We start from the raw sequence: 14467 nt of genomic DNA on the forward strand, positions 1-14467 counted from the left end.
CGAACCGGTCCAGCGTGGACCTGCCGGTACCGGCGCGTTCGTGTGCACCTCGCGCGTTGTGCCTCCGGTGTCCGCGGGGCGGCAACGGTGATACTCGTTCCATGCTCAGTGGAGTCCTCGAACGCGTCCTGCCGGCCGCGCAGCTTCGGTCATCGGACGAGCTCACCCGCGACCTGGACCTGTCGTCGGGCGACAGCGCGGGCAAGAAGTCGGCGTTCTGGACGATGCTGGCCCTTTCCGCGGTCGTCGCGTCCGGCGGTGTGCTGACGGACTCGACGGCCACGGTGATCGGAGCGATGATCATCGCCCCGCTCTCCACACCCATCATGGACATCGCCATGGGCATCGTGCGGCAGCGCGGAACCGGGGCGGTCGGCACGGTCGTCCTCGGCTGCCTGCTGGTGGTCGCCATCGGTGCGGTGTTCTCCCTCGTCGTCCCCGGGAACTACGAACTGCTCGGGAACGGCCAGATCGCGGGGCGGACGTCGCCGGGCCTCATGGACCTGGTCGCCGCGCTGGCCACCGGTATGGCGGGCGCGGTCGGCCTGGCCCGGCGCGATGTGGCCGCGGTCCTGCCCGGCGTGGCCATCGCCATTTCGCTGGTTCCGCCTCTGGTGGTGGCGGGGGTGTGTCTGGGGCAGGGCGCGGTGTGGCCGGCCGCCGGGGCGCTGGTGCTCTTCCTGTCCAATCTGCTCGCTCTGGTGTTCGCGGGGATGGTGGTGTTCGCCGCGTCCGGGCACCACATCGTTCCGGAGCACGAGGACACGCGCTCCACCCGCAAGGCGCGCGTCGTTCTGGGCGTGCTCTTCACGCTCGTGCTCGTGCCTTTGGCCGCCAACACCGTGGTCACGGTGCTGATCAGTACGTGGACCGATCGGGCGGAGGAGGCGGCCGACCGGTGGATCTCCGGTCGGCCCGACGCGTCGGTCACCCGTGTGTACATGGCGTCGCGGACCATGCACATCGACGTTCGCATCGACGGGTCCCCGCCCCCTGTGGACACGCTCCGGTCGGACCTGGAGGGGCGGGTCCCCGACCAGATCGTGGTCGTGGTGAAGACGACGCACGGCGAGCGCCTCGACGTCGGCCCGGTCGGCGGCTGACCACCCTTCCCATGCCCCGGCAGCGCGGAGCACGCACCGGAGGTCACCGTGCTCCGATGCGGCCTTCGCACGCAGAGGACCGCGCGAGGTTCGGCCGGCGCGGGAGCAGGCGTCGGCCGCGCGCGGCGAGGGCCCGGCCGGCACGCACTCCGGGACCCGCCGACCACCTCTTCGGCATCGCCGGCCCCGACCGCGTCACCTCTTCGGCGCCTTCCGGTCCTTTCCGCCACGCGACGGCAGCAAGAGCAGCCCGATGACCAGGCCGAGCGCGACGGCGCCGGTCAGGACGGCCCACAACGGCGCCTCCACCGCGAAGAAGAGGATCTGGATCTCCGTGGCGTCCCGGTTCTGCGCCACGAAGACGACGGCGACGACCAGCAGGATCAACGCCACCCACATGCGCGGCGGGAACGACCCTGCGGACGAGCCCTTCTCCGGTGCCCTGTCTCCGTTCACCACTGCCTCCTGCCGTCGCTGAACCGCGGTTCGCCGAATCGTGCGCCGGAGCGGGGCGGTCGGTCCGCTCGGCGGAACAGGCCGTCTCGGACGACGGACCCTCCGGTCCCGCCCCCCCCGTGTACGCACCGCTCCGGGCCCGACGTGCCGGTCACCCCGCCTCCGCGCGGGCCGGGCGCACGCTGTACCGCCTCTTCCCCGATCCCGGCTCCACCTGGGCAGGGAATGGCCAACTCCGCACCAGGACTCGACAGGCGCGGCCACGCGCAAGCGCGAGCCGCGAGCGGGATCGCCGTCCTCGCACCACGACCGTCGCCGTCGACGGCCGGCGGCGTCCTCAGCAGGACTCCGGCTCTGCGCGCGCCGGACCGCCGCTCAGACCGCCTCTCGGGTCGGCGCCGCTGTCCGCCAAGCGAATCTTTGCCCTTTTCATTCCGACACGAGGGGTCCCGGACCTCGTCCCCGGGACGCCCGGGTGGTCGTGTGGAGTCCGACGGCCACGCGAGGGCTCGACCCATGGAGGTACCGGTGGACGGGCGTGTACAGGGCCGCGGCAGCTCACACTCGGCCGGTTCTCCCGCCTCCGCGCGGTGGACCCCGCCGGGCCTGCGCGGCGATCTGACGCGGTGGCTGCGCGGCGACGTCATCGCCGGAGTGACGGTGTGGGCGGTGCTGGTGCCCGAGTCGATCGCCTACGCCACCATCGCGGGGGTACCGCCCATCGTCGGCCTGTACGCGGCCCCCGCCGCCCTCCTGCTGTACGCGCTGCTGGGATCGTCCCGGCAGCTGGTGGTGGGGCCCATGTCGTCCACGGCCCTGCTGTCGGCCGCCGTCGTCGCGGGCCTCGCGGGCGGCGCGCACGAAACCGCCGCGCTCACCACCGGGCTCGCCCTGGTCGCCGGGACGATCGCCCTGGTGGCAGGGCTCCTCCGGCTCGGGTTCGTCGCGTCGTTCATCTCCGAGCCCGTGCTCAAGGGCTTCGTCGTCGGTCTGGCACTGACGATCATCGTCGGCCAGCTGCCGAAGCTCACGGGCGGCCCGGGGGGCGACGGCGAGTTCCTCGGAAAGGTGTGGGGGTTCCTCAGCGGACTCGGGGGGACCGACGCCATCACGCTCGCTGTGGGCGGGACCGCCCTGGTCCTGCTGCTGCTGTTCCGGCGGCTGCTGCCGGTGGTGCCCGCGTCCCTCGTGGTCGTGGTGCTCGCGGTGACCGCCACCTGGGTGTTGGGCCTGGACCGCCACGGTGTGGACATCGTCGGCACGCTGCCGAGCGGGCTGCCGGACCTCGGCCTCCCCACTCTCGACCGGGCCGGGTACGCATCCCTGATCGCGGGGGGCGCCGGTATCGCCCTGGTCGGCTTCGCCGAAGGGCTGGGGGCCGCCCGCACCTACGCGGCGAAATCCGGGGCGCGCATCGACTCCGACCGGGAACTCTTGGGCCTGGGCGGGGCGAACCTGGCCTCCGGACTGTGCTCGGGGATGGTCGTCAACGGCAGCCTGTCCAAGACCGCCGTCAACGGCGCGGCCGGAGCGCGGTCCCAGGTCTCGGGTCTGACCGCCGCCCTGCTGACCGTCCTCACCCTGCTGTTCCTCACCGGGCTGTTCGAGAAGCTGCCCGAGGCGGTGCTGGCGGCCGTGGTGATCGCCGCGGTGCTCGACCTCGTGGACCTGAGGGCCCTTCGGGACCTGTACCGGCTGGCGACACCGGCGTCGACGCGTGTCTACGGGGTGGCCGCGCGCTCCGACTTCCTCGGCGCACTGGCCGCGCTGGCCGGAGTGCTGCTCTTGGGAACGCTGAAAGGGCTGCTCATCGGGGTCGGTGTATCCCTGCTGCTGCTGGTGAGCCGCTCCTCACGCCCGCACATCGCCGAACTCGGCCGGGTGACCGGCGACGACGGGCTTGCGCGGTGGGTCGATAGGGAACGCGACGAGCACGCCCGGCCCGAACCGGGGGTGAGCGTCCTTCGGGTGGAAGGCGGGCTGTACTTCGCCAACTCCGAGTACGTGCACGACCGGGTGGTGGACGCGGCCCTGCCCGGGCACGTGCGGGACGTGGTGCTGGACGTGCGGGCCGTCCCGTTCGTCGACGCGACAGCGGCCCGGATGGTCGACCGCCTCGCCGAGTCGGTCGACCGCCACGGGAGCCGGCTCCTGCTGGCCCGCGACCTCGGCCAGGTCCGCGACCAGTTGCGGCGGACCGACCTGCTGCACCCCTCGGTGGAGGACGCCGTGCGCGCGGCCCGGGACTCGCGGCGCGGCGCGCACAGCGGCTCTGCGCCTGGGGAGCACCGGTGAGCCCGGCGCGGCCGCCGAAGGCGGACCCCTCGCATGCGGGTGAAGCGCGCCGCGGCCGGTTCGCGGCACCCGACCCGCTGCTCCAGCGCACGGTCGTCCATGCGGCGGCCGCCGTGGTCGGGGTCCTCGCGGTGGCCGCACTGGCGGCGTGGGCGGTCTACACCGCGTGGACCATCATCGCGATGCTCGTCGTCGCGGTGTTCGTCGCCATCATCCTGGAACCCCCCGTTGAATGGCTGACCCGGCGGCGCTGGCCGCGGCCATTGGCGACCGCGTCGGCCATGGCGGCGCTGCTGCTGCTCGCGACGGTGCTGGTGTTCGGCGTGGGGCGCATCCTGGTCGCGCAGTTGGGGGCACTGCTGAAAGCCCTGCCCGGATACGTGCACGACCTCAAGGACGGCGCATCGTCCCGGTTCGACGTCGACCTCTCCGGCGACCGCCTGCTCGACTCGGTGACCGACCCCGGCGGGCCGATCTCCGGCGCCGCGAGCGGACTCGCGGGCAGCGTCGTCAACCTGGGATCGGGATTCGCCCTGTTCGCCGCGCAGGCGGCGACCGTCCTGTTCTTCTCGTTCTACCTGGCGATGGACGGACCGCGGATCAGGGGCAGGATCGCGTCCTGGGCGCCGGAGGGGCGGCGCGCGCAGATCGAGCGCTCCTGGTCGCTCGCCGTGCACTCGATGGCGCTCTACATCGGGTCGAGGGGGGTGCTCGCGGCGATCTCGGCGCTGTGCCACACCGTGTTCTTCCTGCTGATCGGCGAGCCCTACGCCCTGGTCCTCGGCGTGTGGGTGGGCCTGGTCTCGCAGTTCGTGCCGACCGTGGGCACCTTCATCGCCGGGCTGCTGCCGCTGCTCGTCGCCTTGGCCGTGGATCCGCTCAACGCCGTGTGGATCCTGCTGTTCCTGCTCGTCTACCAGCAGATCGAGAACCAGGGCCTGACCCTGTGGATCAATCGGCGGACCCTGAGCATCCACCCGCTCACCTCGTTCGTCGCCGTGCTCGTGGGCGCCGCGCTCGCGGGCGGATTCGGCGCCCTGTTCGCGATCCCGGTCGTGGCCATGGCGCGGGCGCTCGCCGCGGAATGGCCGGTCCAAGACAGGCGCCGCCCGGACGAACCGCAGGCGAAGGGGTGAGCGCCGCGGCCGCCGGAGCCGCGCCCGCCGCCTCGCCCCGTCCCAACGCCCGTCCCAACGCCGGGCCCGACCCGCGTGGTCCCGAGTCCTCAGGAGGTTCCCGTGCTCGACGCTCTCGCCGAACTGCTCCCGTTCACGTTCGGGCTGGTCGCCGCGCCGATGCCGGTCGTGGTGGTGATCGTGCTGCTGATGTCGCCGGGTGGGCGCGCGAGGGCGTTCGTCTTCGTGGCGGGGTGGTTCGCCACGGTCGCCGTGCTGTCGGGCCTGGTCGCCATGCTCACCGGGGCCGGCGGCGGGTCCTCCGACGGCGACCCGCCGCTGTGGGTGGGCCTCGTTCAACTCGTGGCCGGGCTGGCGATGCTGGCCATGGCCGCGAAGACCGTCCGCGACCACACCGCCCGCGGCCCCGCCGCCGACCCGGCGCAACCGGCATGGCTCGGCAGGATCGACGCGCTCACACCCGTGATGGTGCTCGGGCTGGCCGCGGTGCTCGCGGGGCTGAATCCGAAGAGCCTCGCCATGGTCGTCGGGGCGGGGACCGCCATCGGGGCGCTCGGGATCGACCCGGGCGCCGCGGCGTTCGGCGTGCTGGTCTTCGCGGTCCTCGGCAGCCTGGGCGTGCTCGTCCCGGCCCTCGCGGCCGTGACCACCGGTGCGCGCGGGGCCGCGGCGTTGCAGGGTGCGCGCTCCTGGCTCACCGCGCACAACGACGCGGTGACGATGACCGTCATGTTCGTCTTCGGCGGAGTCTTCCTGGCCAAGGCCCTGCGCACCTTCGCCGGGTGAGCGGCGAAGGCGCGCGCCCGGTCAGGGTGTGACGATCGGGAAGCTCCGGTCCGGTTCGGTGAGCGCGCCCAGGATCCGGCGGAGCAGGCCGGTGTCGCCCTCGGTCCTGGTCCCGTCGAGGCCGCCGGTCGACACCGCCTGGAGGAGCTGCGGCACGGTGAGGGCGACCGAGAGCCCCGCGGGTTCCCCGCTGCTGGGGACGGGCTGGGTCACCAGGACACCGTTGGCGAGGGTCGTCCGGCGGCTCTGGCCCAGGTCGGTGAACGTCCAGTCGATGCTCAGCCGCTCGTCCCAGCAGCCGGGGCCGTCGACCCGCACCGCAAGGGAGTCGAAGATCTGGTCCACGGTCAGCGCCGCGGCCATGTCGGGGCCGGTGGTGTCGATGGACTGCTCCGCCAGGTTGCCGCGGAGCTCCTGGGCGCCCTGGAGGTAGAAGTTGCGCCACGGGCCGTTCTCGGCGCCGTACCCCAGCCGCTCATAGGCCCGGGCCAGCAGATCGCGCGCGTCCTGGTTGCCGGGCTCGGCGAACACCACGTGGTTCACCACCTGCGCCACCCAGCGCAGGTCGCCGGCCGCGAAACTGTCCTCGGCCTTGCGCAGGACCGCGTCGGCGCCGCCCATGAACTCCACGTAGCGCTTCGCCGACTCCACCGGCGGGTGCTCCCAGAGGTGCGCGGGGTTGCCGTCGAACCAGCCCATGTAGTGCTGGTAGATCGCCTTGACGTTGTGGCTGACCGAGCCGTAGTAGCCCCGCGCGTGCCAGGCGCGCTCCAAGGTGGGCGGCAGCTCCATGGCCTCGGCGATCTCGATGCCGGTCATTCCGCTGTTGATGCCGCGCAGCGTCTGGTCGTGCAGGTAGGCGTAGAGGTCGCGCTGCTCCCTCAGGAAGGCGACCAGGTTCGCCCGGCCGAAGGTGGGCCAGTGGTGCGAGGCGAAGAGCACGTCCGCGCGGTCGCCGAACAACGCCACCGCCTCGGTGAGGTAGTGCGCCCAGGTGTGCGGGTTGCGGACGACCGCGCCGCGCAGTGTCAGCAGGTTGTGCAGGTTGTGCGTCGCGTTCTCGGCCATGCACAGCGCCCGGTGGTCGGGGAACAGGAAGTTCATCTCCGACGGCGCCTCGGTGCCCGGTGTGATCTGGAAGACCACCCGGACCCCGTCGATGACCTCCTCCTGCCCGGTGGCGGTGATGTCGACCGTGGGCGGGATGAGGGAGATGGTCCCGGTCGAGGTGGTCATCCCCAGACCGCAGCCGATCTGCCCGGCGGGTCCCTTCGCCAGCTCGGCGCCGTACATGTAGATGGACCGCCGGGCCATGGCGATGCCCGCGTAGACGTTTTCGCTGACCGCGTGCTCCATGAAGCCGGCCGGAGCGTAGACCGGGGTGTCGGCCCCGTCGGGGACGACACCGCGGACGCCGCCGAAGTGGTCGACGTGGGAGTGGGTGTAGACCACCGCCGACACGGCCCGCTCCCCCCGGTGCTCCCGGTACAGGCCGAGGGCGGCGCGGGCCGTCTCGGTGGAGATCAGCGGGTCGATGACGATGACCCCGGTCCGGCCCTCGACGAAGGTGATGTTGGACAGGTCCAGGCCGCGGACCTGGTAGATCCCGTCGGTGACCTGGTACAGCCCCTGCTTGGCGACGAGGCGGCCCTGGCGCCACAGGCTGGGGTTGGCGGTGTCGGGGCACTCGCCGTCGAGGAAGTTGTAGGCGTCGCCGTCCCACACCGTGTTGCCGTCCGGGCCGCTGATAGTCGCCGGGGCGAGTGTGGCGATGAAACCGCGGTCGGCGTCGTCGAAGTCCGAGCGGTCGCTGAAGGAAGGAAGTGCCATGGTCCAGATCCTAGAAATCGACCCGTCGCCGACCATGGACCTGAACTGGGGAGTCGGGTAAAAACCTGCCCTGGATGCGGTGCCGCAGGCCAGGGATCAGTGGATCGCCATGTAACGGACATGCGCAGTAGTGGGGCCCGCGCAGCCCTACATCCGGGATTTCAGCACGTCGACTTCACAGCCCGGCGCGAAGGGGTCGAAGCCGTGCTCGCTCAGCCAGCGGACCGCCAGCAGGCTTCGCAACGACGACCACGCGTGGATCACGTCGAGGTCGATGTCGGCGCCATAGCCGGCGATGAGGTCGTCGAGGTGCTCCTCGTGTCCGAGCGTGAAGGTGGCGAGGTCGTACAGGGCATCACCCCGGCCCGCCGAGGGTCCCGAGCGTCGCCCCCGGGAGCGCGGCGATCGCCAGCACAGGCGGCCTGCACCACAGGACCTCCGGGGTCGGGACCGGCGCGAGCGCCATCACCTCGGCCTCGGCGTCGATGCGCGCCTGATCGGCGTCCACCTTCAGGAACACGTCGCCGATGCGCAGAGTGGCGCGCTCGGAATGGGCGACGACGACCTCGACCTCGACCTCATCCATGGGCGACCAGTATCCCGAGGATGCCCGCCGACGTCGCCAGGTTTGTCGCGTGCGATGGACACGGCCGCCCCCGTCCCGCGGCCTCGCGCACGACACCGGACGCCCGGGTCGGCGCCCGGGCGATCGCCTGACCTGGGCCTGGCTACGCGGGCGCGGCACCCGCACCATCCTGCGCCGTCCTGACGGCGGCCCGGCCACCATGCTGCAAGGGTCCAGCCGCCACCTGCTCCCGGTCGCCGACCCCGGCTACCCGCCCACGGTTTACACCTGAAGATCCCTGCTCAGTACCCGAGCGCGCGTTCGATGTCCGCCGCGGTCCCGAGGACCTGGGGGATGAAGGCACGCAGTTCGTCCTCGCCCACGACCACGTTCGGTACGGCCAGGTCGATCGCGTAGTGCACGCGCCCGTCCGGTTGCCTGATCGGCACGGCGACGGCGGAGACGACCTCTTCGTGTTCGCCGAGGTTCAGCGCGTAGCCCTGCCGCCGGACGGTGTCGAGTTCGTGCAGGTAGTCCGCGGCGTTGGTGATCGTGCGCTCGGTGCTCACCGGGTAGTCGAGACCCGCGGCCAGCGCGGTTCGTTCGGCCTCCGGTAGGGACGCGGCGACCGCCTTGCCCATGGCAGTGCAGTGCAGCGGTGCGGGCGTGCCGATCCGCGAGTACATCTGCACGGGTGCGTTCCCCGCGTACTTGTCCACGTAGATGACCGTCGGGTTCTCGAAGTAGCCGAGATGCACCGTCTGACCGGTCTCCGTGTTGAGCGCGCGCAGGCTCGGCGCGGCCACTTGGCGGACGTCCATCGTGGCCACAACGTGGTACGCGACCTGGAGCAATTGGCTGCCGACGTGGTACCTGCCCGTTTCGTCGCGCCGGGCGAAGCCCTCCTCGACGAGGAGCTGAAGCAGCCGCACGGCCGTCGAAAGGCTGACGCCGTGGGACTCCGCGACCCGGCTCGCGGTCGCCGGTTCGTCGGCCAGCGCGGCGAGGACCCGTAGTCCGCGCCGAAGGCTCTCACTCATCCACCCATCCTGTCCGCACGCCCGGCCGGTGCGCGGCCGCCCCGTGGGAACCGGCCCCCTTGACGCCACAAAGATAGCGTCGTTACATTCTCTCCATTATATGCAAGTCACTTGCAATATATGCAAGTAATCGCGTGGTGGCTCCGCCGCGGCCACCCCGGCGCGTCAGTGAGCGGCGTGGAGGAACGCGTTGGCACCGACCGGACCGTCCGCACCCGCCGGAGAGTGCGCCATGTGCGGCCGCGGCCAGGACATGGCGTTCCCGGACTACTGCGCCCACTGCGGCGGGCCGGTCGTCCTCCCGCCCACCGCCGCCCCCCTGCCGCGCCCCACCGGGCTGCCCGGCATGTGGAACCACGCGGGCCGGTTGCCGGTCACCCCGGACACCGCGTGGCTGAGCATGGGCGAGGGGGGAACCCCTGTCGTCCCGGCGGCAGCGGCGGCCGGCTGGTGCGCCGTCGAGCACCTGATGTTCAAGCTCGACCACCTCAACCCGTCGGGGTCCTTCAAGGACCGGGCGACGGCGGTGGGGGTGGCGCAGGCCGTGTGGCAACGGGCGCAGGCCGTCGTGTGCGCATCGAGCGGCAATGCGGCGGGCTCCACCGCCGCCTACGCCGCGCGAGCGGGACTGCCCGCGATCGTGCTGATGCCCGAGGCCGTTCCACCGGGCAAGGCCGCCATCGCCCGCGCGCACGGCGCCATCGTGCTGCGGGTGCGCGGCGACTACAGCAATGCCTTCCGCGCGGCACGGGAACTGGCCGCCCGCTTCGGGTGGATCAACCTCACCACGACCTACGTCAACCCGGTCGCCGTCGCGGGCCTCAAGAGCGCCGGATACGAACTGGCCGACCAGCTCGCTCAGACCCCGGACTGGATCGTGGTGCCGGTCGGCGCCGGCCCGCTCGTGCACGGCATCGTGACCGCCTACCGCGAGATGCGGAACGCGGGCGAGGCCGCCGCGCTGCCGCGGATCCTCGGCGTCCAGGCCGAAGGCTGCGCGCCGATCGCCGATGCCTTCGACCGCGGTGCCGCGGAGGTCGCCCCGTGGCAGGAGGTGCGGACCCGGATCTCGGCGATCTCCGATCCGCTGCGCGGCTACCCGTCCGACGGCTCCTACACCTTGCGACTGGTGCGCGAGACGGGCGGGGCCATGGCGACGGTCGGCGACGCCGAGGCGGGCGAGGCCGTGGACCGGCTCGCTCACCGCGAAGGGCTGCTCATCGAATCGGGCGCCGCCGCCGATCTGGTCGCCGTCCGGGCCCTGCGCGCGCGGGGAACGATCGGCGCCGACGAAACCGTCGTGTGCATGCTCACCGGGCACGGTGCCAAGACGCTGGCCACCGGGGCCGAAGTCGGCGGCCCCGTGGTCGCCGACGCTGACGAGGCGGTCGACCGGCTCCGGGCGCACACCGCCATAGCGGAAGGGATGACGGTGTGAGATCGAATCGGGTACTGCTGCACGGTGGCGAGGTCATCGACGGAACGGGTGCCGGGCGCCGCCCGGCTGACGTCCTGGTGGAGGACGGCCGGGTCAGCGCCGTCGGCGGTATCGCGCCCGGCCTCGACGCCCGGACCGTCGACATCGCGGGATCGGTCGTCTTCCCGGGGTTCATCGACGTCCACGCACACGACGACCTGGCGCTACTGCGGCCCGGCGGCGTCGAGCCGAAGGTCATGCAGGGCGTGACCGTGAACGTGGTCGGCAACTGCGGGCACGGGTGCGCGCCGGTCGCCGTCGATCCGCGCATGCAGGCGTCCTATTCCGGGCCGATCCTCGGCCGCTTCCCGGAGTCCCTTCCCTGGCGGGACTTCCCGGGGTATCTGGACCGGCTGAGCACGACCGGCCTGCGGACGAACGCCGTGGCACTGGTGCCGCACGGGGCCTTGCGCGCATCGATCGCCGGCTACGCCCGCCGGCCCCTGGACGCCGGCGAGCTCGCCCGCGCCGAGCGCGCGCTGGGCGAGGCGCTGGACCGGGGTGCGGCCGGGCTCTCGCTCGGGCTGATGTACGCGCCCGGCGATGCGGCCGACCGCGCCGAGCTGGTGGCGCTGGCGCGCGTCGTCGCCGCGCACGACCGGATCCTCGCGGCGCACATCCGCAGCGAAGGCGACGACGTCATCGCCTCGTTGCGGGAACTGCTCGACATCGCACGGCGCAGCGGTGCCAGGGTCCAGCTCAGCCACCTCAAGGTGGTGTCGCCGCGCAACCGCGGACGCGTGCCGGAGATCCTGGACGTGCTCGACGGCGCGCGGGCCGAAGGGATCGACATCACGGCCGATGTCTACCCCTATACGGCGGGCAGCACGACGGCCGCTGCGCTGTTCCCGGGCGAGGCCCTCGCCAAGGGCGTGCCGGGGCTGCTCGCACTGCTGGACACGCCCGCCGAGCGGGCCCGGATCGTAAAAATCCTGCACCGGCCGTGGGAGCAGAAGGAGAACAACTTCCTGGCGCTGGGGGCGGAACGCATCCTGCTGTCGGGGTTCCGGCAACCGGGCAACGAGGGCTACGACGGCGCTCGGCTGTCCGACGTGGCGGCCGACCGCGGTACCGACCCCGCGGAATGCCTCTGTCGACTGATGACCGAGGAGCGCGGCGAACTCACCGTCGTCCTCTTCCAGATGGACGAGGCCGACGTCACGGCCGCACTCTCCTGGCCGTGGTCCATGGTCGGATCGGACGGCCTGCCCGTCCATTCGTCGTACACGCACCCGCGGATGTACGGCACCTTCGCCCGGATCCTGGCCGAGTACGTCCGCGAGCGGGGGCTCTTCACCCTGGAGGAGGCCACGCGGCGGATGACCGCCCTGCCCGCCGAGCGGTTCGGGATCCCAGGGCGGGGCGTCATCCGCCCGGGTGCCGCGGCCGACCTCGTCGTCGCCGAACCCGAACGGATCGAGGACCACGCGACATTCGCGGCTCCGCGCCGATTCCCGGAGCACATTCGCGCCGTACTGGTCAATGGCGCCTTCACGGCGATGGACGGTGTCGCCACCGAGAGCACGGCGGGCGCGTTCCTGCCGGTCGAGAAGAGCCCTTCCGCCTGACGAACAGAAGGTTGGCCCATGAACATGATCGCCGGATCCAATGCCGTATACCTGTCGGCCTTCCTCGGCATGCTCGTACTGATGCTCGGCCTGGGAATCCTGGTGGCCCGCCGCAACCGCACCGGGGAGGACTTCCTGCTCGCCGGAAGACGGCTGACCCTACCGATGGTCACCGGAAGCGCACTGGCCACACTGGTCGGCACCGGATCCAGCCTCGGCGCGGTCAGCCTGTCGTACGAGAACGGCTGGGCGGGCGCACTCTACGGTCTGGGCGGGGCCGTGGGCATCTTCCTGCTGCTCTGGCTGTTCGCCGACGCACGCGACCACGGCTTCATGACGTTCCCGGAGGAGATGAGCTTCTACTACGGGGCGAACCGTGTGATCAAGGGAACGGTCGCCGTCGTCCTGTTCCTCGCCACGATCGGCTGGCTGGGCGCGCACATCCTCGGCGGAGCGCTGTACCTCTCCTACCTCACCGGCATGGACATGGCGCTCGCCAAGATCGTGGTCGCACTCGGCTTCGGCCTGTACACGGTGATCGGCGGCTACCTGGCGGTCGTGGTCACCGACATGGTCCAAGGGACCATCCTGTTCTTCGGATTCACCATTCTCGCCGTACTCGCACTGGTCAAGGTCGGCGGCTTCGGCGCGATCAATGCCGGCGCGCCCGCCGAGGCGACCTCCTTCCTCGGTGTCGAGGCGCTCGGCATCGTTCCGGCGATCTCGCTCGCGGTCGTGATCGCGGTCGGGGTGCTCGCCACACCGTCCCACCGGCAGCGCATCTACTCGGCGAACAGTACGCGGACCGCGCGCCGGAGCTTCGCGCTGGTCGGAGTCCTGTTCGCGGTGTTCGCAATCGCTCCCCCCATCGTCGGCCTCTCCGCCCAGGCCCTGCGCCCGGGGATGGAAAACCCCGACTTGGCGTTCCCCCACCTCGCGACCGAGGTCTTCCCGCTGTGGGTCGGCGCGCTGCTCCTGGTCGCGGGCCTCTCGGCGACCATGTCGTCGGGAGACTCCGAAGCGATCACCGGTGTGACGATCTTCCTGCGCGATATCAGCCACCTGGTCACCGGGAAGCTTCCGAAGGCGGAGAACATGGTGGTCCACTCGCGGATCGCGCTGGTCGCCGTGCTGTCGCTCGCGTTGGTGGGAGCCCTGCTGGCGGAGACGATCATCGACTACATCACGACGATGATCTCGACGGTGCTCACCGGCCTGCTGGTCGCCGTGCTGCTCGGCAAGTTCTGGCGCCGCACCACCTGGCAGGGCGGCCTGGGCGCGATCATCGGCGGCGCGGTCGCGGCGACCGCCGTCAACCTCAGCGGCCGCCTCACCGAGTTCTGGGGCAACCCGGCGATCCCGTCGCTCGCCGTGGCACTGGTCGTCGGGATCCTGGTGAGCCTGGTGACCCCGCGCACGCGGATCAGCGATGCGGAGGCACTGCGGCTGCTCGCGGCCGAGCGGGCCGAACTCGACGTGGGAACGCGCCTGCGCGGTGAGGACTCCACCGCCCCCGAGGAACGCGAGATATAGGAGGGTCGGACGATGGTGACACCCTCGTGCGGGCGTGCGCGGCAGAGGGCGAACTCGCGGCAGGGGGCGTACTCCAGCCGTCCCAGGCCGGCCACGATTTGCAGCGCGGGGTCGTGCGGGATCCGCTCCCAGGTCCGCTTGCGTGTCAGGCTCCAGGGGACCCGGTTGATCCGCGGTTCGGTGCTGAACTCGGTGAGCCGGGTGGGCGTGAGCTGTTCGCGCACGGCCGCCACACAGCGTTCGCAGATCGGTACCTGGTCGGCGCGGGTGAGGGTACGCCGGCGGCCGCCGGGGAGTTCGCGCAGCTCGCGCCAGAGTTCGTCGTCGACTCCAAGGTTGTCGAGGTTGGGGTCGAGGTGGATACCGCGTGCCGGGTACCGGATGAGGGAGAGCCGCGGCATTTCGCGCTCCTTCGGCCGGGGAGGGGTGCCCGGTGTCAATGCGCCCTATGCCGGTATTCCCACCTTTGCCGGTGCCCGCACGCCTGGCGCGCGCCGAGCACGGCGTAGCGCTGGGCACCCACAACGGTTGCAGGGCCACGGGGGCCGGGGGGACGGTCCGCGGCAGGGCTTCCGTCAGGGGGCGCGCAGGGCGATCGCGCCGCGCGCGGCCACGGCGACCGCGCCGGCGGCCGCGGCGAGGCACAGCGCGGCAAAGCTGTCGGGTGCCCAGTTCAAC

The 14467-nt window shown here is 71.8% G+C and carries 12 protein-coding genes; 8 read left to right on the plus strand and 4 right to left on the minus strand.

Annotated elements, in window-relative coordinates:
• Positions 1-101 precede the first annotated feature (101 nt).
• Positions 102-1103: a DUF389 domain-containing protein gene (locus tag CLV63_RS30260; RefSeq protein ID WP_106586658.1), complete on the plus strand. Its 1002-nt coding sequence runs from the start codon at positions 102-104 to the stop codon at positions 1101-1103.
• Positions 1104-1298: 195 nt separating this feature from the next.
• Here the strand turns inward: CLV63_RS30260 and CLV63_RS30265 are convergent, their stop codons facing one another.
• Positions 1299-1559, minus strand: coding sequence for a lipopolysaccharide assembly protein LapA domain-containing protein (locus CLV63_RS30265; RefSeq protein WP_245929202.1), 261 nt, complete (start codon positions 1557-1559; stop codon positions 1299-1301).
• A gap of 528 nt (positions 1560-2087) precedes the next feature.
• On the opposite strand from CLV63_RS30265, the gene CLV63_RS30270 reads away from it, so the two are divergent.
• The 3 genes from CLV63_RS30270 to CLV63_RS30280 all read left to right on the plus strand — a co-directional run bounded on the left by CLV63_RS30270 (position 2088) and on the right by CLV63_RS30280 (position 5776).
• Complete coding sequence (locus CLV63_RS30270) at positions 2088-3854, plus strand: SulP family inorganic anion transporter (protein WP_245929204.1); 1767 nt, start codon at positions 2088-2090, stop codon at positions 3852-3854.
• A complete protein-coding gene (locus tag CLV63_RS30275) occupies positions 3851-4990 on the plus strand; it encodes an AI-2E family transporter (RefSeq protein WP_106586660.1) in 1140 nt (379 codons plus the stop codon). The genes CLV63_RS30270 and CLV63_RS30275 overlap by 4 nt, the downstream gene beginning before the upstream one ends.
• A gap of 102 nt (positions 4991-5092) precedes the next feature.
• Positions 5093-5776, plus strand: coding sequence for a GAP family protein (locus CLV63_RS30280; RefSeq protein WP_106586661.1), 684 nt, complete (start codon positions 5093-5095; stop codon positions 5774-5776).
• 21 nt (positions 5777-5797) lie between these two features.
• Here the strand turns inward: CLV63_RS30280 and CLV63_RS30285 are convergent, their stop codons facing one another.
• The gene (locus CLV63_RS30285; protein WP_106586662.1) at positions 5798-7606 is read right to left on the minus strand and encodes an alkyl/aryl-sulfatase; all 1809 of its coding nucleotides are present in this window, start codon (positions 7604-7606) and stop codon (positions 5798-5800) included.
• Between the two features lie 355 nt (positions 7607-7961).
• Positions 7962-8192 carry a hypothetical protein gene (locus CLV63_RS34825; protein WP_245929205.1) on the minus strand — a complete coding sequence of 77 codons (231 nt, stop codon included), beginning with the start codon at positions 8190-8192 and terminating at the stop codon, positions 7962-7964.
• Between the two features lie 49 nt (positions 8193-8241).
• On the opposite strand from CLV63_RS34825, the gene CLV63_RS33350 reads away from it, so the two are divergent.
• A complete protein-coding gene (locus tag CLV63_RS33350; RefSeq protein ID WP_146165709.1) occupies positions 8242-8463 on the plus strand; it encodes a hypothetical protein in 222 nt (73 codons plus the stop codon).
• A gap of 10 nt (positions 8464-8473) precedes the next feature.
• Here CLV63_RS33350 and CLV63_RS30295 read toward each other — a convergent pair whose 3' ends face one another.
• The gene (locus tag CLV63_RS30295) at positions 8474-9211 is read right to left on the minus strand and encodes an IclR family transcriptional regulator (protein ID WP_106586663.1); all 738 of its coding nucleotides are present in this window, start codon (positions 9209-9211) and stop codon (positions 8474-8476) included.
• A 190-nt stretch (positions 9212-9401) separates the two neighbouring features.
• Between CLV63_RS30295 and thrC the strand changes: the two genes are divergently transcribed.
• Genes thrC through CLV63_RS30310 form a run of 3 tightly spaced genes read left to right on the plus strand, consistent with a single transcriptional unit; the run spans position 9402 to position 13789 of the window.
• Positions 9402-10649 (plus strand): threonine synthase, encoded by a 1248-nt coding sequence (gene thrC / locus CLV63_RS30300; protein WP_146165710.1) that lies wholly within the window; start codon positions 9402-9404, stop codon positions 10647-10649.
• Positions 10646-12256, plus strand: a complete 1611-nt coding sequence (locus tag CLV63_RS30305; RefSeq protein ID WP_106586665.1) for an N-acyl-D-amino-acid deacylase family protein — start codon at positions 10646-10648, stop codon at positions 12254-12256. Before thrC ends, CLV63_RS30305 begins: the two co-directional genes overlap by 4 nt.
• Before the next feature lie 18 nt (positions 12257-12274).
• Positions 12275-13789 carry a sodium:solute symporter family protein gene (locus CLV63_RS30310; RefSeq protein ID WP_394339820.1) on the plus strand — a complete coding sequence of 505 codons (1515 nt, stop codon included), beginning with the start codon at positions 12275-12277 and terminating at the stop codon, positions 13787-13789.
• The last annotated feature ends 678 nt before the right edge of the window (positions 13790-14467 follow it).

Origin of the sequence: Murinocardiopsis flavida, assembly GCF_003014485.1 — a bacterium.
Lineage (GTDB): Bacteria > Actinomycetota > Actinomycetes > Streptosporangiales > Streptosporangiaceae > Murinocardiopsis > Murinocardiopsis flavida.

Excerpts from the sequence above, each read along its gene's own strand:
- CLV63_RS30285 (WP_106586662.1), bottom strand. The coding sequence starts at position 7,606 with ATGGCACTTCCTTCCTTCAGCGACCGCTCGGACTTCGACGACGCCGAC.
- CLV63_RS34825 (WP_245929205.1), bottom strand. The coding sequence starts at position 8,192 with ATGGATGAGGTCGAGGTCGAGGTCGTCGTCGCCCATTCCGAGCGCGCC.
- CLV63_RS30310 (WP_394339820.1), top strand. The coding sequence starts at position 12,275 with ATGAACATGATCGCCGGATCCAATGCCGTATACCTGTCGGCCTTCCTC.
- CLV63_RS30295 (WP_106586663.1), bottom strand. The coding sequence starts at position 9,211 with ATGAGTGAGAGCCTTCGGCGCGGACTACGGGTCCTCGCCGCGCTGGCC.
- CLV63_RS30260 (WP_106586658.1), top strand. The coding sequence starts at position 102 with ATGCTCAGTGGAGTCCTCGAACGCGTCCTGCCGGCCGCGCAGCTTCGG.